The following is a 16,542-nucleotide window of genomic DNA, read 5'->3' as shown; positions in this document are numbered from 1 at the left end:
GCGCAGGGCGGTCTCCAGGGTGTGCCAGTCCTCGCGGTCCCGCGCGCCGGGGGTCCGGCCGGCGTGTTCGGCCGCGGTGGCGGTCGCGTGCTGAAGCAGTACGTCGACGCCCCAGGCGGCCTGGCCGTCGGGGACCCCGCCTTCTGCGAGGAGGGCGAGCAGGATCTCGATGAGGTCGAGGTAGTGCGGGCCGGAGGGGCGGGCGACCAGGGCGGATCTGGCCAGCGCGGGGCGGTCGAGGAGGAGGTGGGCGTAGGAGGTGAGGACCTTCTCCAGGCGCTCGCGCCAGGTGCCGTCCTCGCTGGGGGGTTCCACCCGGCCGAGGAGTTCGTCGAGGACTGCGGCGTGGAGTTCGGCGGCGTTGCGAACGTAGACGTAGAGAGAGGCGGGGCCGGTGTCCAGCTCCTGGGCGATCCGCCGCATGGTGACCTTGTGGAGGCCCTCCGTCTCCATCACGGCGACGGCTGCGGCGACCAGGCCGGCGCGGGTGAGTGCGGGTTTGGCGGGGCGCTCGCGCCGGCTGCTGGGTGTATCGGATGAAGCGGGCATACATCCACGATAACGAACGTGTTCGTGAGGAACAAGTTCGCCACGAATATGTTCGTCGGTGAGCCACCGGGACAGAGGCGCTCAGTGCCGGGTCCCACAGGCAGGCGCTGGTCGGTGCGCGTTCCCGGTGTGAGCCTTCCCCTGTTAGCTACTGTCGAGTAAGAATTCGGTCGGACGCATTCACGCAATCTGCCCCCTGGAGGACCCCTGTGGCGGCCACAGACCGCTCGACGCCATGCCTGGTCGCGCTCCTGGCCGGAGCGGGCGTCGTGCATTTCCTGGTACCGCGCCCGTTCGACAAGACGATTCCGTCCTGGCTTCCCGGCAGAGCCAGGACGTACACCCAGGTGAGTGGCGTGGCTGAGCTGTTGCTGGCGGCAGGCCTGGCGAACCCCAGGACCCGACAGGTCAGCGCACGCGCGACGGCGGGCTTCTTCGCGGCCGTTTTTCCGGCGAATGTGCAGATGGCGTACGACTGGAGGCACCGGCCGGCGCCCTTGAAGGCCGCGGCGCTGGCAAGACTTCCCCTCCAGGTCCCGCTGGTCCTCTGGGCGCTGAAGGTGGGCCGCAACGCCGACCGTTGACATACACCTGTGAGCAGGAGCGGGTCAGCGGCCGATCAGCAGCAGTTGGGCGAAGCCGGCCAGCTCCTCCGTCAGGTGGGGCGGCCGCGGAAACGTCCCATCCGCAGCACGTCGTTGATCACGCCGAGCGCGCCGTGGACGGTCAGTCGCGCACCTGTCGCGTCCCGCCGATCGACGAGATCACCGTCAGCCACTTCATCACCGGCGGAGGCGGTTACTCCCGCGGCTCGCTGCGCTCGGCCGTCGACACGATCGACGCGATCAAGGCCGGCGGCCTCAGCTACGACAACGGGGGCCGGCGTACCGGGACCCCTGCCCGGCACACCGCGGTTACTCTTCCCGACGCCCCGCGACCGACCGAAGTGGTGAAATGCCCCTTGTCAGAGGCGGTCACCATCCCACGCCACATAGCGGGGCCACGACACCTACGGCATCACAGCCGTGATCGCCGTCGAAGCCGCTCGCCGTCTCGCCGCGGACGGTGCCAGACCAGGCGTGCGCCCCCAGATCCGGGCGCTGCACGCGTAGCTACGCTGGGGCAACGCGAACGCCCGCAACCACGACGTCCTGGCCGCCGAACGCAGGGAACGCGCCCGCATCCCCAGCGAGAAGGGAACCCGCGGCACCGGCGAGATGAACAGGGCCTGCGCCAGTGAGCGGGGACGACCGTCCCGGGCCGATGGCATGGTGCTACTCACGCCGGTCACTTCCGCTCCAGCGCGGCCAGCCGCAGTTCAAGCTGGTCAACGCGGTGCCGTAGCAGGGAGACTTGGGCTTCCAGGCTGACTTCCCGTTCGGCCCTGCGCTGAATGCGGGGGGACGCGGCGGCACGCTCGATCACCGCGTCCAGCTGGACCAGGCGTTGCGGCCCGTTCGGGCCGTCCGCCAGCCGGGACTGGATCTCGCCGTTGCGGTACCAGGACCGCAGGGCCGAGCGGGAAACGCCGGTCTCGGCTTCTGCCTTGGCCAGCGTGACCCAGGGGGTCTCGTCCAACTGCTCGAACAGCTCCAGCTCATTCTGCCAGCGCGCGAGCCGGTCCTCCCAGTTCGACGGTGTCTCCATCACACCCTCCCTTCAGCACGGTGACCCTATCAATAGCAGTGTATTGACAGGGTTGAGACCATAAAACCATGCCATTTGAAAGGTTCACCGCGGAAGCCCGCAAGGTGGTCGTCACGGCTCAGGAGGAGGCGAGGCTGCTCAGGCACAACTACATCGGCACGGAGCACATCCTGTTGGGGCTGCTCGACGCGCCGGACGGCATGGCGGCGAAAGTTCTCCACCAGCTCGGGTACGACAAGGAGACGGCGCGGGTTGATATTGCTGCGGCGGTCAAGCCCGGAACTCAGGAGCTGAGCGGGCATATCCCGTTCGCGCCCCGCGCGAAGAAGACGCTGGACCTTGCCCTGCGCGAGGCGATGCAGCTGCACCACACCTACATCGGGGCGGAACACATCCTGCTGGCCCTTGTGAGTGAAGGTGAGGGCGTCGGCGCGAAAGTACTCGCCGAGCGGATCAAACCGATCAGCAAAATCCGCGCCGCAGTGCTGGCGTCATCGGAGGGATCGCAGGACGTCGTTGCCGGTCCATGGCCGTCCGGTACGTCTGCCACCGCGGACACAGTGTCCGTCGCCAGTGCGCTGGCCGGTGGCGCCCCGGTCGGCAGCCATCACCTGCTTGAGGCGATGCTGCGTACGGAGGACAGCATGGCGGCCAAGGTGCTGCGCGCACTCGGGGTCGAGCCGGACGCGGTCGCCGCCAAGATCGATGAACTGGATCCGGAGACGACCACCGACGCGAACCCGGAGGAGGCCGCCGCGCGCAGGATGGAAATCCGGCTGGTCGACGACGAAGTGCACTTGATCCTGCGGGACCCGACGACGGTCACGAACGCCAAGAAGGTCACCGAGCTGGCCGGCGGCCCGATCCAGGGTGTCGGGCCGGCAGCCGGCATGTTCGTCCCGCTCTGGCGGTCGACCAACCAACTGCTGCTGCAGATTCAGCGCGTGCTGGAACCGGAACCGGAACCGGAACCGGAAGCAGAGGGCGGATCCGCCGCGAGCAACGTGGCCAAGGTCGTGCGCACGGTCCTCGCGCCCCGGCTCCGCCGGTGAACCAGCTGATCAGCGGGCCGGAATCTGTCTGTGGGACAGGCGAGGAAGGGGGAGTGGTGAGCGACGATGCGCTGACACCATTCGCGCCGGCAATCAGGGCGTCGTGCACCGGCGTGTTCGCCGCGCCCACCGAGGCGGAGTGCGATGCGGGCCAGCAGGCGCCGGTAGTTGCGCTGCACCGAGCCGGCCGAGGTCGGCCGATTGACCACGTTCTCAGCGGCGGCGATCGGCGGGTCCGGGATGGTGTTCGGCGCCCTGCCGGTGGTGGCCCGCGCTCACCACGGGTCGAACTCCCGCGAGCAGGCAACACGGCGAATCGGAGGCAGCCATGACCATCACTGTCGTCGGAGCCGGCTTGGGCGGCCTGGCCCTTGCCCGTGTGCTGCACATGAACGGTATCGACGCCGTCGTGTACGAACGAGAGTCGTCGCGCGACGCGCGCGGCCAGGGCGGAATGCTCGATCTGCACTCCGGGACCGGGCAGCGGGCGTTGCGCGAGGCCGGCCTGATCGACCAGTTCCACGCGATTGCTCGTCGTGAAGGTCAGGACCTGCGGCTTCTCGAGCCGGACGGCACCCTGTTGCTTCAGGAGGACACGCCCGACGACGCCCCGCTCGAGCGACCTGAGGTCGACCGTGCCGATCTGCGTAACCTGCTGCTGGACTCCCTCCCCGAACATGCGGTGCGCTGGGGGCGCGCGTTCGAATCTGCCGACAATGGTCTGCTGTATTTTGCCGACGGCAGCAGTACGACGTACGACCTGCTGGTCGGCGCCGACGGCGCGGGCTCCCGGGTCCGCCCGCTGCTCACTGACGCTCGACCAACGCACACCGGCCATAATGCCGTTGAGCTCACGATTCCCGATATCGACCGCACCCACCCCGACCTCGCGGCGATGATTGGGCGAGGCAACTACTGGGTGCTGGGCAACGGACAATCCCTGTCGGCGCAGCGTAACGGGGACGGCCGCGTACGCATCTACCTCAGCTTCTACAACAGCGCCGAGAACTGGTTCGCGAGCAGTGGGATCCCATTCGATGCGCCAGCCGCTGCCCGGGCGCGACTGATCGACCTGTTCACCGGCTGGGACTCACGGTTCACCGCACTGATCGCAGCCTGCGACGATTCGGTACTGACGCGGTCGATCACCACTCTCCCGGTCGGCCTGACCTGGCCATCGACGCCAGACGTCACACTGCTCGGCGATGCCGCGCACCTGATGCCGCCGGTGGGGCAGGGCGCCAACATGGCGCTGCTCGACGGCGCCCTGCTCGGCCTCGCGCTGGCTGCGCACCCGGATGACTTTCCCGCCGCCGTCAAAGAGTACGAACGCGAGATGTTCGAACGCACCGGCGTTGCCGCCCGGCAGTCCGCGCACATCCAGGAAATCCTGACGTCGCCGGATGCCAGCCAGAAAATGCTCGCTTTCTTCCAACCTGGCTGAATGCAACCGATACGACCAGGCAACCGGCAGCACATCCGGCGCGATCACCTGGGGGCAGGCGGGACAGCCGTTCGAGTTCGATCACGTGGCATACAGCCAGTACGCGGCATAGCCCACCCCCGACCGACCCGACGGAGCGATCATTGTCATTTCGGGATCGCCCAGGAGGGCCTCGATGAGCGGCGCGGGGCCGACCACTTTGGTGGCCCACAGGTCGTAGTCGGTGCCGGTGACCCATGAGCGGTTGGTGGGCCAGAGGTTGGACGGGCTGAAGTCTGTCTCGGGGTTGTCGTACAGGAGGTGGGCGTCGCCGAGCCGGCCGGTCCGTACGTGCAGGTTGTCGAAGTCGACGGCGCCGACCGTCAGTGGGTTGTAGTAGGCGGAACAGGGCGTGTCCGCTCCCGCCTGGCTGTGCCGAATGAGGACCTCGATCGGCTGGTGCCAGGTCTCGCGGTCCAGGCTGCCCTCAGTGGGCGGGTGGATACTGAGCGGCCAGCTGCCCTTCTTCCTCGACGAGGGGAAGCAGCGGCAGGAGGGCGTCAGCCCCTCGGGCACCAGCGGATCGCCGGTCCGCCGGGCCAGCTCCGCCCAGCGCAGACGACGCCACCCGGGCCCGGGGTGCCTGTCGCGGCCCAGACCGCCACCGGTGGACGTGGTGACTTCGCCGAGATCGAAACCGGCGACCATCTCGGGCTCAATGCTTCCGTCCGCCAGCTCCAGCAGCCAGTCGGTCTCGGCGGATGGCGCGAACGGCCAGTGAGCGTCGATCAGGGCGGATATTTCGGACATCACACCATGATCCCGCCTCGGCGCCACCAGGTACTGATTGAAGACGTTGACCGGAGGAGACGGATGGCTCTCCGCTTGGATGTACCGAGGTAACGGTCACTCCGCTGATCTGGGGTTTTTGCGCTGGTTGGCATTGAAGCGCGCCTTCTTCTGTCGATTCCCACACGTGTTCATGTCGCACCATCTGCGCGTGCGACTTTGGCTGGTGTCGAAGAAGGCGGCTAGGCAGGTCGGTGATGCGCACAAGGCCAATTTTCCGTCTCGTTCGCCTGCGACGATGCTGATGGCGTCGGCGGCGATCACGCTGAGGGCGTCTTCCACGCAGGAAGCCGAGCCAAGTAGCCATCGCCGCTTGCCCTCGGGCGTCAGGACAGCCGAGGCCAGACCCTGAACGCTGCAGTCATTGATGACTTGGAGAGCAGACGCAGGGAGAGCGTCCTGGATCGCGGTCGCTGTCGCGGCGGCGTGAATCGACTCCCTCAGTTCCCGAGCGAGTTCGAGCTGGGCAGTGGTGCAGGACGTCACGGCGAGGCCGTTCGCTGCCAGCCAGTCGATGAGCCGGTGCGGTGTGGGAATGCGCTCCACGGCGTTGCCATGACGCTCCGACAGAGTCCCCGTGAAGCTGGTCGCCAGCACGTTACCGAGGCGGAAGTCAGGGAACTCAGCATGCATGGAACCACCTTAGCTGGTTGCGCGCCGACATGAAGGCATGTAGAACCGTCTTAGACGGTTCACAATGGTTAGCAGCCGGTTTCCGCGACGGCCAGGAGGTCTCATGCCCCGCCCAACAAGCGACGTGCAAGCATTTGAAGCCCACGCAACTGACGCCGACCTAGACGACCTGCGCGCGCGACTGGCCGCGGCGCGACTGCCGGAGGCTGAGACGGTCTATCGCGCCGCGCCCGACCCCCGCCGATGGGAACAGGGCGTTCCTCTCGCCGACCTCGTTGATGTCGTGAACTACTGGCGCACCGAGTACAACTGGCGGTCGTTCGAAGAGCGCCTGAACCAGATCGGCCAGTTCCGTACGACCATTGATGATCTGGGAATCCACTTCCTGCACCGCCGATCCGCGCGCTCAGATGCCACTCCTCTGATCTTGACGCACGGCTGGCCAGACAGCATTGCCCGGTTCATCGATGTAGTGGACGAGCTGGCAAATCCGAAAGACGCAGACGCGCCGGCGTTCCACGTCGTGGTCCCGTCGCTACCGGGCTTTGGATACAGCGACAAGCCGGCCACCACCGGTTGGGGAACCGAAAAGATCGCGACCGCATGGGTGGAGCTGATGGGAAGGCTCGGCTACAGCAAGTTCGCAGCCCACGGCGGCGACTGGGGAGGCAATATCACCACGGTTCTCGGCGGCAGGTTCCCGGCGCACGTTCTCGGCATCCACACAACGTTCGCGGAGGGACCGCCAGGGTTGGCCACGGAAGGGCTGACGGCGGCCGAGCGCAAGTGGACCGAGGAAACCCGCGACTTCTGGCGCCATCACGCGGCGTACGCGAAGCAGCAGGCGACCCGACCGCAGACCATCGGCTACTCGCTCGTCGACTCACCGGTCGGGCTTCTTGCCTGGATCCTTGACAAGTTCGCCGAGTGGTCAGACACCGAAGACAGCCCGTTCGAGACGATTTCCATCGACAGGGTTCTCGACGACGTCACCTTGTATTGGCTGACGCGGACCGGTGCATCGGCGGCCCGTATTTATTACGAAAGCCACAACTCGCTCGATCCCGAGCTTCGGGTCGACGTCCCGTCAGCAATCACCATGTATCCCCGCGACGTCGAGAAGTGTCCGCGCCCCTGGGCACAGGAGCGGTACCGACAGATCGTCCGATGGGGGTCGCCCGAAAGCGGGGGACATTTCCCGTCGCTGGAGGTGCCCGAGTATTTCGTCAAAGATCTGCAAGAGGGCCTCGCGGCAGTGCTGGCCGCTAATCGGTGAACGCGGCTCGGCGATTCGGCACTTGATCACAGCCTGTCCCGGCTCAGGGCGTTGACCGACGGCTTCCGGACCGAGTTCATCGAGACGGCAGAACGTGGTCAGACAGGGCGCGGCGAAGATGGCGTGGAGCATGTCGAGGTCTTCCGGATGGAAGGTGTAGGAACTTCCGTCCTGGCAAGACCTCGATGGCCACGTCGGGGGTCAGCCGCTCGCGGCCCCCGACCCAGGGTCCTGAACGTCAGGCTCTCGCAGTGGCGTCGGCCCGATAGTCGTGTGACCGCCATCGCGACCCACGCGTCTACTGCTCGACCAGTGCCGTGTGCGCGGCGGCTGGGGGCAACCTCAAGTCCCTGACGGTGGAGGCCTCGTACGACAACGGCACGACCTCGCAGAAGCTGAGCGTGAAGCACGGCAAGGCATTGCTGCGTGCACCCGCCAAGGGCAAGGGCGTCACGCTGCGGGGCCAGGTCGTGGACAAGCAGGGCAACCCCTCTGAGGTGACCGTGTACAAGGCGTTCCTCGGACGCTGACGCACGAGCACATCGAGCCCCGCCTCTCGTCGCGTGCCGGCAGTGGGACGGATCTCCGGACCCAGCGCCGGAAGGGCGACACCCGGCCCTGGCGCTGTCCGTGGCCACCGCGCACGCCAGCGACGCCGACGCGGCGGGCGCCTCGTACCAGGAACTGTTCGCGCAGCGGGAGTAGACGAAGCGGGAGCTCGATCCACCGCGCCAGGACCTCGCCTTCGGCGCACCCCTCACCCCCCACGGGCGAGGGCGCCCCCCGCAGCCAGCCTGCGTACCCCCCAGACTGCCAGGCCCGCGGCCAGGACGGGCGCAACCCGGCGGGTGAGGATTCCGTTGCCGTCGCTGCCCATGCCGTGGCCGGGCAGCAGACCGACGCGCATGGTCAGCTCACGGTTGGCCAGATCCCTCAGCAGGGAACGGAGTTGGTCCACCGTCGAGTTGCCTGCCACGATCAGCTCCAGTACGCGGCGGGCCGTCTGCTCGCGGGAGAGCAGATCCCTGGCCAGCTCCACCATGACGTCGGTGAGCGCGTCCTCGAAGACCTCCAGTGCGGAGAGTTCCGGGGCGATCCTGCGTACGGAGCCTTCGATGTTCGTGATGGATTTGCCGAGCATGCCGATCATCGGGCTCGTACGGATGCCCCGCTGGGCGGCGCAGCGCAGGACGTTGGTGAGCGCGATGCCGAAGTCGAGGTCCTCCAGCGCCGCGGCGGTGATCAGCGGGACGAGTCGCGTCATGTCCTCCTGGAAGCCCAGCAGGTCGGCGAAGGGGGTTGCCCGGCCCATCTCGGTCCAGGCCGAGGCAAGGCCGCGGGCGTCGTTCTGGGCGAGGCTGGTGAGAACCATGACGCCGAGTGAACCCAGGTTCCGGTCGATACGGCCGACCATGCCCCAGTCGATGAGCGTGGCGCCGTGCTCGGGGTGGACGAAGATGTTGCCGGGGTGCGGATCGGCGTGGAACATCCGCTCGACGAAGTAGCCGCGGTACATGAAGGTCAGCAGGTCGCTGCCGATCCTGCGGCGCTGTTTGTCGGAGAACACCGACAGGTCGGCCTTGTTGAGGGCCTCACCCGGGGCCAGGCTCTGCAGAAGGACCCGGGGTGTGGCGAGGTAGACGTCCGGGATGTGGATCCCCTTGAAGTCCCGGGCCATTCGCTGCCCTTGGGCCATGTGTTTGGCCTCGGCCGTGAAGTCCAGTTCGGGCTGCATGCAGTCGAAGATCACCTGGAGGGTCGCCTCGATGTCCAGCACCGCGCCGATACGGGGCACGGCACGGCCCGCGATCCTGGCCGCACGGCGAAGGCTGGCCATGTCGGCGTAGACGCGTTCGCGCGTGCCGGGCCGCTGCACCTTCAGCACGGCGGTACGACCGTCGGCCAGAACCACCCGGTAGACCTGGGCGAGCGAGGCGGAGCCCAGCGGGGAGACGGTGTCGATCTCACGGAACTTCGCACGCCACCGCGGGCCCAACTCCTGCCGCAGAACCGGCTCGAAGACGTCGAACGGCTCGCAGTGCACCGAGTCCTGCAGTCCGGCCAGTTCACGCAGTACGGCGTCGGAGACGACATCCGACCGCGTGGCGAGGATCTGTCCCACCTTCACCCAGAAGGGCCCCAGGTTCTCGATCGTCTCGCGGATACGGCGGGCCCGCCGCTGCTGACGTGCAAGTTCGGCATGCTCGACGCCGATGCGTTCCCGGGAGGTCAGCACATCGGAGACGAGCAGGGTCATCAGGTGCGCCACCTTGCGGTTGCGTCCGCCGCTCACCTCGTTCCCCCGTCGCCCAGCAGGCCGAGCAGCCCGCCCTCCTTCGGCAGGCAGGTCGCGACGAGTTGCAGCAGGAGGTCCAGCGTGCAGTCGCCGCCCGTCGTCTCGTGCCGGACCCGCAGCCGCTCGCCGGTCTGCAGCCGTGCCCGGAACTCCTCCAGAGTGACGTCCCTGCCACCGTCCTCCAGGTCGAGCAGACGGCCGTCCCGGCTGCGCAGCAGTACCCGTAGCGGCCGGGGATCCTCACGCGTCACAGGCGGCACTTCAGTTGCGGCCGAAGAGTCGCACCGCGGCCTCGGCGTCTCCGCGTACGGTGAAGAACTGCCCCAGCGCATCGAGGAATTCCGCCTTGGTGATCTGCCCGTCACCGTTGCTGTCGAGCGCGTCGAACCCCCGGTCGGCATCGGCCGGGTGCAGCTTGGGGCCGAAGATCCGGCGGTACTCGGCCTTGTCCAGATGGCCGTTGTGATCGCTGTCGGCCGCGTCGAAGACGGCCCCCATCGCCCGGACCAGGCCGGCCTGCAGGGGCTGAGGCGTCTCATCGGTACCGGAGGGGGTGCCGGCCACGAACTCGGCCCTGGAGATGCGGCCGTCTCCGTCCGTGTCCAGAGCGAGCAATTCTGCCCACCATGCGTCGAAGGATTCGTAGACTCGTTGCTCGGCCTGCGCGTCGAGTTCGAGGGGCCAGCACACGCTGCGCACCATCGCCTGCAGGTCGGCACGGGTCAGCAGCCCGTCGCCGGTCTGGTCCAGGACCTCGTCGAAGAACCGGCCGACGCGTTCGGTGCGCGTGGCGGGGCGCTGTCGCGGTACGTGGCTTCGCCGGCGGGCGGCGCGCGGCGCGACGGATCCGCCTTGCAGTGCCGACGCGGCCGGCGGCAGGAAGCGTCCCCTCACCGGCTGGACGGCAAGTACCCAGCGGGCGGTGCGGTGCACGAGCCACGACAGGATCCGGTCACGCCGCCGGGCGGTGAGGCCGATACGCCGGCTGTATGCATGGGGCAGGTCGGCCCGGAGAACGGAACTCATCAGCGTCGCGGCCAGAGCGCTGACCGCCTTCCAGAGCGGTGCCGGGCACCAGGCGAGCCAGGGCGGCACGGGGACGGAGGCGTAGACGGCGCCCAGGAGGTGGCGGACCTCGGGGTTGTCCTCGAGGACGTCGGCGAGCATCGACGCGAAGTAGGCGTGATAGTCCGCCAGGTCCTGCGGGACCGCGCTGGTGTCGATGCCGAACGAGACGACGATCGGCCGCCATTCGTCGTACAGCTGCGCCTCGTCGGCCGGCGAGAGCGGCCTGCCGGCAAGACGCTCCATCGCCACCATGGCATCGAAGAGGGTCATGGCGATCCAGGTACGGCTGGCATCGTCGAGGCCGTCGTAGGGGCGGCCGCCTTCGTCCGTGCCGTTGATGTGCCGGTGGACCCGCCGGATGCGGGCGAATTCACGCTCGCGGGTCTCCGGGTCCCCGTACGTGAGGCGCTGCAGGCTCTCCAGGGTGACTTCGAGCCGACGCAGCGGTCGGGTCCGGTAGGTGGAGTGACGGGCCAGCGCCGCTCCGCCGGCGGGCAGGGCCGCCTCCATGACCAGCGCTCTTCCCGTCACCAGCAGCATCCGCCTCTGCCCGAGAAGCCCCCAGCACAGCGAACCGGGGCCGGGAAGCTGACGATCACTCACTCGGTACCTCCTGATATGGATGCCGAAAGGCGGCGGCTGTAATTCCCACGACAGACTCCCTGCGCAGAGAGCCCCATAAACATGGGGAATCTGTCCGCACCTGCATGTGTCACGGCGGGCTCGCCCTCTTTCCCGCTGGCCGTGCAGGCAATGGCGTACTCAAACCCCCACTTTTGCAAGGAAGTTCACGAGTGGAGATTGGTCCGAACGGGGGACATGCGGGGCCGTGCGATATCTTCGTGAGGTGTCCGCGGGATTGACCGCAATTCCCTCTGGGTAGACCGGAATCGTCCACCCGGCCCGACCGTGGCGTCGGAACGATCTGAGATGGATGGGCATGTTCGACACGTACGTCATCGAAACACTGAAGGGCACGAGCAGGACATTCTTCCTGCCCATCATGCGACTTGACGGTGAACTCAGGGATACGGTCGCGGCCTATTACCTTGCCAACCGCGCTCTCGACCAGATCGAGGACCATCCTGCGTTGTCCGCCGACTCAAAGATCCGCCTGCTGCGCGGGGCCAGCCGGCTTCTGCAGCAGGAGGCATTCACGCGCGAGGAGACCGACCTGCTGTTCCGGCCCCACCAGGCCGAGTTGGAGCCCGTAACCCGGGCTTTCTACGACTGGGCCGTCCAACTCCCGCCGCACGACGTCGCCCCACGCCTGTGGGACTCCCTGGCCGCACTCGCCGACCGTATGGCGGACTGGGTGCAGGAGGATTTCCGCATCGACGACGAGGCGGACCTGGACCGCTACACCTTCGCCGTGGCGAGTTCGATCGGGATCACGCTCTCGGACCTGTGGAACCGGCATGCCGGAATCGTCACGCCCATGCCCGAGGCCGTGGCTTTCGGGCGTACCGTCCAGGCCGCGAACATCGCCTGGAACCATACGGACGACCTCCGGCGGGGCGTGGATTTCTACCCTCAGGGGTGGTCGACCGACGACATGTGTGCGTACGTCCGCAAACACCTACCGGGAGCGGACGGGTACATCCGTTCCCTCCCCGCAGGGCCGATCAGAGACTTCTGCTCACTGACCCTGGACATCTGCAGGGCCACTCTGACCGCCATGGAGGAGGGCACCCCAATGGACAGATCGACCATCACGGGACTCGCCGAGAAATACTCCACCGTGCTGTGAGGGAGACCGAATGAACACCGAAGAGGCCCAGGCCTGTTTTGCCGCCCTGCGCACCGCGACGGCGCAGGTCGACTCCGACGAACTCGACGACATCTGGTCCGCTCTGGAAACTCTCCGCCCCAAGGAGATCCTGGGCAGTTGGCGGGGGAGTGAATTCAACACCGGCCATGTGATGAACGGCCAACTGGGCAACGTCAACTGGCATGGGAAGACCTTTGATTCGCTGATGGACGTCAAGCCACTCGTGTGCCGTGACGGCGAGGGAGAGCTGTACTCCAACATCGAACTGGGGAAGGGCGAAGCCACTTTGTGGTCCGTCGAGTTCCGGGGTGAGACCACGGCCACCATGGTCTACGACGGGCAGCCGATCTTCGACCACTTCAAGAGAGTCGACGACGACACACTCATGGGCATCATGAACGGCAAGGGGGTCCTGGACCGAGGCCGGCACTTCTACTTCGTCCTCGACCGGGACTGACCCAGGGGCTGCTGCGAGGTGCCGGATTCAGCCGGTGGCGGTGGCGGTGGCGGTGGGGCCCGGGGGACGATGATTCTGATCGTTTTGGGGCGCGTGTGTGTGCCGCTCAGGGGTGTTTTGGTGTGCACTGCCTCCCTCCTCCATCCGCCCGAGATGGTCATTGCCGACGTCTGCGCCCAGGCAGAAGCCCGCTACCCGGCAGTACTTACGCTGGCAGGGAAGCGGCGGTGCCCGCTACAGCGGTTTCCCTTGTATGCGCCTCTCAGGTGCGACGGTACGTGACGACCTCGCCCGAGTCGGCGCTCACCAGGACCGACCTGCCGGCGCCTGTCGCAAGGTGACGGTGACGTCGACGGATCGCATGGCCGCATCGCAGTTTCCGTCGCGCTCGCCTGCGACCGTGGCGCCGAGAACGACGCTGTCGGCCCTCGGGAACACGTACGTCCGCTCCGTCGTCACAGGAGCGGTGGCCGGCGGTGACGGTGCGGGAACGGCCGTCAGGGGAGGGGGACTTCACTGTCATGACACCGGCGTCAGGTCGTCGGCGGGCGAGTTCGGTGGCAGCCACCGCAAGACGGATCAGCGGGGTGTCGTAGCCGCGGAGAGTGAAAGACCATGCGGGAACTTGTGCCGGGCCGCGCGATCAGTGTTGCGGGAAGCCGAACCCGTACCCCTGCTGCTGTATCCAGGGCAAGAGCCGCTCGAGGGCCGTGAGGGTCTGGGACCGGTCGCCACCACCGTCGTGGAAGAGCACGGTGGGGCGGGAGGCACTCACCTCGTGTTCGACGGTGTTCACGATGGCCGCGACACCGGGCCTGGTGTAGTCCTTGCTGTCCGCATTCCAGCCCAGGGGGCGCAGGCCGTGTCCGGCTGCGACGTGCCGGTTGTACGGGTCGAACGCGCCGCCCGGTGCACGGAAGTAGCGAGCCTTGGTGCCGCCGGAGGCAGCCTCGATCATCTTCTCCGCCCCGGTGCCACGGCTCTGGAACAGTGGGCACACGATGGCGGCCCAGATTTCTACGCGCATGCGAGCGTGCTCTCCTTGAACCTTTGTGGATTGGCCGGGCGGGTGTCGCCGTCGGCCGCCCGGTGACCTGTGCAGATCCCAGGGTGGGTAGGAGCGGCCGCCACCGTCGTGATCGCGGCGGCGGTGGTGGCCGCGCTGAGTGGTGAGTCAGGCGGTCATGGCCGCGCGGACGCCGGCGGAGTCGACGATCTGCTCGAAGCGCACGATCTTCCCGCCGCGCACGATGAAGCTGTGTGCGACTCGGACGCTCATGGCCTTGCCGGTGGCCTTGTTGACGGCGCCGTAGCGGCCGAGCACGATGACACGTTCGCCGTCGACGAGGTACGTGTCGTCGTGGGTGATCCAGCCATCCCAGGCGACAGCCAGCTGCTCGAACACGCCGCTGATCACGCCGTCGGGCGTGCGGTAGGTGCCTGCCAGGGGGAATCCGGCCGCTTCGATCCACTCGACGTCGGGCGCCACCGCGGTACGCCACAGGTCCAAGTCCCCAGTGGCGGACGCCACATACTGACGGCGTACGACGTCGGCTGGGGACTCCGCGATGCTGGGCGCAGGGGGCTGGGTGGGCATCAGAACATGCCGTTGGGGTTGGCGGACTGGGCCGGTACGTCCTGGATGACGTCCCAGTGCTCGACGACCTTGCCGTCTTCCAGGCGGAAGTAGTCGGCAAGGGCGCGGCCGGGCTCGCCGGGCTTGAGGATCAGGTGGGAGTGGGTGACGACCATGTCGCCTTCGGCGATCACGTGCTTGATGTCCAGCTGCAGGTCCGGGTATTCGCCGCGCAGCCAGGTCACGAAGCCGATGAACGCCTCCGGCCCGTCGGCCGCGTCCGGGTTGTGCTGGATGTAGCGGTCGCCGAAGTGGTCCTCGATCGCCTTCTGGGGGTTGCCGCCGAAGGCCGTCTGATAGTAGTCGACGACGATCTGCTTGTTGCGCTCGATGTCAGACATGAAAAAAGCTCCGATTCCTGGGATTGCGGATTCCCGGAATGCGGAGCCTTGAACTTGAAAGGCAAGAGGGCAGAGCAATGACCGGGAATCCAGGATTTCTCTACTGGATTCGCCCACGCGTTTACACAGGCGGCCGGGCATGGCTCGCCAACGTTAGTCTTACTTTCTCTTGCCGTCCCACGCGGGGGACGTACGCCAGGATCTGCCGCTATCGAACGGTGATCTCCTGTCGCACTCTCGACGTTACCCCCTCAACATTCGACGCGCATGCCGCAAAGGTCCCAGGTCAGGGAGTCGAACGTCCTCCGGGCCCGTCGGCAGCATGGACGGCCGCGCGTCTCCTTGGGCAATGACATGACAGCATCAGCTACGGCCGCCAACCTCCCGAGTCACTACTCCTAGTACTCCAGCTGTAGATCGTGATCTTGCAGATCAGGCCCGGTTGATGCGCTTGCTGTCTCAGGCGGACTGGTCAGTGGAGGGGCTGCCGTAGAAGCGGCCCTGGTCGCACAGGGCGTCGATCTCGGCGTTGTCGGCCTCGCTCAGCTGCGCATCCAGCGCGACACTGATGACGCGCCGGGCGCGGGCCAATCGTCGGGCGACATCCCAGTCGTCGATGAACTTGCCGACGGTGTGTTCGTCGGCGCTTCCGGATGCCCGTCGGGATCCGATCCGGTCGAGGGAGACCACGAACTCGTTCAGGTCCTGCAGGACTGCCACGACTTCGTTGAGGGGCATACGGATCTCTTGGGGGGACATGTTCATCGGCCGATTCAACTCCAGAGCCGGCGCTCAGGCCAAGACCCGGCATCTTGCCGGTCGGGGCGGGCACGAGTACGGCCACCGATGATCATCGTTGTTTGTGAAGACATACGAAGAGTCGGTGGCCGCGGGCCACAGCATAGATTCCGGCCGTTGGCGGGAAGCGTTCGAGGTGGCCATGGGCCGTATCGCGGGCCGGTTCGCCCGGGTCGAACCCCGTTTGCGGACCGCGCGGTTGGTGCTGGGCCTGATGTCGGATCTGCCGCGCAAGAACTGCTGGACGATCGCGTAGTGGGCCGGGGAGAAGACCCCGCATGCATGCAGCATCTGTTGTGCCGGGCGTCCTGGGACGCCGACGCCGTGCGTGACGACGTGCGCGGGTACGTCGTGGAACATCTCCATGACGATTCTGCGGTGCTCGTCGTGGACGAGACCGGTGACGTGAAGAAGGGCACCCACACGGTCGGGGTGCAGTGCCAATACACCGGCACCGCCGGCCGGATCGAGAACTCCCAGGTTGCCGGCTATCTCGTCTCTGCCGCCGCCCGCGGGCACGCGGCGGTGGACCGGGAGTTGTATATTCCGCGCGCATGGACCTCCGACCCGGATCGCTGCCGGGCGGCCGGGCTCGGCGAGGACACCGCCTTCGCCACCAAGCCGGAACTGGCCCGGAGGATGATCGAGCGGTTCCTGGACGCCGGACACCGCATCGGCTGGGTGACCGGAGACGAGGTCTACGGCGGCAACCCAAAACTGCGGACGGGTCTGCTGCAGGGTTGGGT

18 protein-coding genes and 2 pseudogenes are annotated in these 16,542 nt (G+C 67.1%); 8 read left to right on the top strand and 12 right to left on the bottom strand.

Features of this window, described 5'->3' with window-relative positions; genetic code table 11:
* Positions 1–549, bottom strand: a 549-nt coding sequence (locus J0695_RS06095) for a TetR/AcrR family transcriptional regulator (protein WP_206960800.1), incomplete at its 3' end; no start/stop codon positions are given.
* Between the two features lie 209 nt (positions 550–758).
* Here J0695_RS06095 and J0695_RS06090 point away from each other — a divergent pair.
* Positions 759–1,133: a DoxX family protein gene (locus tag J0695_RS06090; protein WP_206960799.1), complete on the top strand. Its 375-nt coding sequence runs from the start codon at positions 759–761 to the stop codon at positions 1,131–1,133.
* A 71-nt stretch (positions 1,134–1,204) separates the two neighbouring features.
* Here the strand turns inward: J0695_RS06090 and J0695_RS45095 are convergent, their stop codons facing one another.
* Both J0695_RS45095 and J0695_RS06085 read right to left on the bottom strand, forming a co-directional pair.
* Positions 1,205–1,327, bottom strand: coding sequence for a hypothetical protein (locus J0695_RS45095; RefSeq protein WP_277989942.1), 123 nt, complete (start codon positions 1,325–1,327; stop codon positions 1,205–1,207).
* 509 nt (positions 1,328–1,836) lie between these two features.
* Positions 1,837–2,196: an excisionase gene (locus J0695_RS06085; protein ID WP_206960798.1), complete on the bottom strand. Its 360-nt coding sequence runs from the start codon at positions 2,194–2,196 to the stop codon at positions 1,837–1,839.
* Between the two features lie 68 nt (positions 2,197–2,264).
* Between J0695_RS06085 and J0695_RS06080 the strand changes: the two genes are divergently transcribed.
* A complete protein-coding gene (locus tag J0695_RS06080) occupies positions 2,265–3,248 on the top strand; it encodes a Clp protease N-terminal domain-containing protein (protein ID WP_206960797.1) in 984 nt (327 codons plus the stop codon).
* A 328-nt stretch (positions 3,249–3,576) separates the two neighbouring features.
* Positions 3,577–4,692, top strand: coding sequence for an FAD-dependent oxidoreductase (locus J0695_RS06075; protein ID WP_206960796.1), 1,116 nt, complete (start codon positions 3,577–3,579; stop codon positions 4,690–4,692).
* Positions 4,693–4,773: 81 nt separating this feature from the next.
* Here J0695_RS06075 and J0695_RS06070 read toward each other — a convergent pair whose 3' ends face one another.
* Complete coding sequence (locus J0695_RS06070) at positions 4,774–5,481, bottom strand: hypothetical protein (RefSeq protein ID WP_242552268.1); 708 nt, start codon at positions 5,479–5,481, stop codon at positions 4,774–4,776.
* A 96-nt stretch (positions 5,482–5,577) separates the two neighbouring features.
* Positions 5,578–6,153, bottom strand: a complete 576-nt coding sequence (locus J0695_RS06065; RefSeq protein WP_206960795.1) for a CGNR zinc finger domain-containing protein — start codon at positions 6,151–6,153, stop codon at positions 5,578–5,580.
* Between the two features lie 103 nt (positions 6,154–6,256).
* Between J0695_RS06065 and J0695_RS06060 the strand changes: the two genes are divergently transcribed.
* Positions 6,257–7,429, top strand: a complete 1,173-nt coding sequence (locus tag J0695_RS06060; protein WP_206960794.1) for an epoxide hydrolase family protein — start codon at positions 6,257–6,259, stop codon at positions 7,427–7,429.
* Positions 7,430–7,746: 317 nt separating this feature from the next.
* Positions 7,747–7,959 carry a hypothetical protein gene (locus J0695_RS06055; protein ID WP_206960793.1) on the top strand — a complete coding sequence of 71 codons (213 nt, stop codon included), beginning with the start codon at positions 7,747–7,749 and terminating at the stop codon, positions 7,957–7,959.
* Positions 7,960–8,186: 227 nt separating this feature from the next.
* Here J0695_RS06055 and J0695_RS06050 read toward each other — a convergent pair whose 3' ends face one another.
* From J0695_RS06050 to J0695_RS06040, 3 genes are read right to left on the bottom strand one after another with little or no spacing between them, the layout of a single operon-like run.
* Positions 8,187–9,722 carry an ABC1 kinase family protein gene (locus J0695_RS06050; RefSeq protein ID WP_206960792.1) on the bottom strand — a complete coding sequence of 512 codons (1,536 nt, stop codon included), beginning with the start codon at positions 9,720–9,722 and terminating at the stop codon, positions 8,187–8,189.
* A complete protein-coding gene (locus J0695_RS06045) occupies positions 9,719–9,976 on the bottom strand; it encodes a hypothetical protein (RefSeq protein ID WP_206960791.1) in 258 nt (85 codons plus the stop codon). Before J0695_RS06045 ends, J0695_RS06050 begins: the two co-directional genes overlap by 4 nt.
* Positions 9,977–9,986: 10 nt before the next feature.
* On the bottom strand, positions 9,987–11,396 hold the full coding sequence (locus tag J0695_RS06040) for an EF-hand domain-containing protein (protein WP_206960790.1): 1,410 nt from the start codon (positions 11,394–11,396) through the stop codon (positions 9,987–9,989).
* A 337-nt stretch (positions 11,397–11,733) separates the two neighbouring features.
* Between J0695_RS06040 and J0695_RS06035 the strand changes: the two genes are divergently transcribed.
* Together J0695_RS06035 and J0695_RS06030 are read left to right on the top strand one after the other, a co-directional pair.
* On the top strand, positions 11,734–12,543 hold the full coding sequence (locus J0695_RS06035; RefSeq protein ID WP_206960789.1) for a squalene/phytoene synthase family protein: 810 nt from the start codon (positions 11,734–11,736) through the stop codon (positions 12,541–12,543).
* 10 nt (positions 12,544–12,553) lie between these two features.
* Positions 12,554–13,021 carry a DUF4334 domain-containing protein gene (locus J0695_RS06030; RefSeq protein ID WP_206960788.1) on the top strand — a complete coding sequence of 156 codons (468 nt, stop codon included), beginning with the start codon at positions 12,554–12,556 and terminating at the stop codon, positions 13,019–13,021.
* A gap of 643 nt (positions 13,022–13,664) precedes the next feature.
* Here J0695_RS06030 and J0695_RS06025 read toward each other — a convergent pair.
* The 4 genes and pseudogenes from J0695_RS06025 to J0695_RS06010 form a co-directional block, all read right to left on the bottom strand.
* Positions 13,665–13,988 (bottom strand): annotated as a pseudogene (locus tag J0695_RS06025) (polysaccharide deacetylase family protein); the annotation flags it as partial.
* 207 nt (positions 13,989–14,195) lie between these two features.
* On the bottom strand, positions 14,196–14,618 hold the full coding sequence (locus tag J0695_RS06020; RefSeq protein WP_206960786.1) for a nuclear transport factor 2 family protein: 423 nt from the start codon (positions 14,616–14,618) through the stop codon (positions 14,196–14,198).
* The gene (locus J0695_RS06015) at positions 14,618–14,998 is read right to left on the bottom strand and encodes a nuclear transport factor 2 family protein (protein WP_206960785.1); all 381 of its coding nucleotides are present in this window, start codon (positions 14,996–14,998) and stop codon (positions 14,618–14,620) included. Before J0695_RS06015 ends, J0695_RS06020 begins: the two co-directional genes overlap by 1 nt.
* A gap of 459 nt (positions 14,999–15,457) precedes the next feature.
* On the bottom strand, positions 15,458–15,736 hold the full coding sequence (locus J0695_RS06010; protein ID WP_206960784.1) for a hypothetical protein: 279 nt from the start codon (positions 15,734–15,736) through the stop codon (positions 15,458–15,460).
* 202 nt (positions 15,737–15,938) lie between these two features.
* Between J0695_RS06010 and J0695_RS06005 the strand changes: the two are divergent.
* Positions 15,939–16,542, top strand: a pseudogene (locus tag J0695_RS06005) (IS701 family transposase); the annotation flags it as partial.

Source organism: Streptomyces beijiangensis, from assembly GCF_017315755.1.
Classification (GTDB): Bacteria; Actinomycetota; Actinomycetes; order Streptomycetales; family Streptomycetaceae; genus Streptomyces; species Streptomyces beijiangensis.
The sequence above is the reverse complement of the archived record's forward strand: the minus strand, read 5'-3'. Positions and strand labels throughout refer to the sequence as shown.

Excerpts from the sequence above, each read along its gene's own strand:
- J0695_RS06085 (WP_206960798.1), bottom strand. The coding sequence starts at position 2,196 with ATGGAGACACCGTCGAACTGGGAGGACCGGCTCGCGCGCTGGCAGAAT.
- J0695_RS06080 (WP_206960797.1), top strand. The coding sequence starts at position 2,265 with ATGCCATTTGAAAGGTTCACCGCGGAAGCCCGCAAGGTGGTCGTCACG.
- J0695_RS06075 (WP_206960796.1), top strand. The coding sequence starts at position 3,577 with ATGACCATCACTGTCGTCGGAGCCGGCTTGGGCGGCCTGGCCCTTGCC.
- J0695_RS06070 (WP_242552268.1), bottom strand. The coding sequence starts at position 5,481 with ATGTCCGAAATATCCGCCCTGATCGACGCTCACTGGCCGTTCGCGCCA.
- J0695_RS06065 (WP_206960795.1), bottom strand. The coding sequence starts at position 6,153 with ATGCATGCTGAGTTCCCTGACTTCCGCCTCGGTAACGTGCTGGCGACC.
- J0695_RS06060 (WP_206960794.1), top strand. The coding sequence starts at position 6,257 with ATGCCCCGCCCAACAAGCGACGTGCAAGCATTTGAAGCCCACGCAACT.
- J0695_RS06035 (WP_206960789.1), top strand. The coding sequence starts at position 11,734 with ATGTTCGACACGTACGTCATCGAAACACTGAAGGGCACGAGCAGGACA.
- J0695_RS06030 (WP_206960788.1), top strand. The coding sequence starts at position 12,554 with ATGAACACCGAAGAGGCCCAGGCCTGTTTTGCCGCCCTGCGCACCGCG.
- J0695_RS06020 (WP_206960786.1), bottom strand. The coding sequence starts at position 14,618 with ATGCCCACCCAGCCCCCTGCGCCCAGCATCGCGGAGTCCCCAGCCGAC.
- J0695_RS06015 (WP_206960785.1), bottom strand. The coding sequence starts at position 14,998 with ATGTCTGACATCGAGCGCAACAAGCAGATCGTCGTCGACTACTATCAG.
- J0695_RS06010 (WP_206960784.1), bottom strand. The coding sequence starts at position 15,736 with ATGCCCCTCAACGAAGTCGTGGCAGTCCTGCAGGACCTGAACGAGTTC.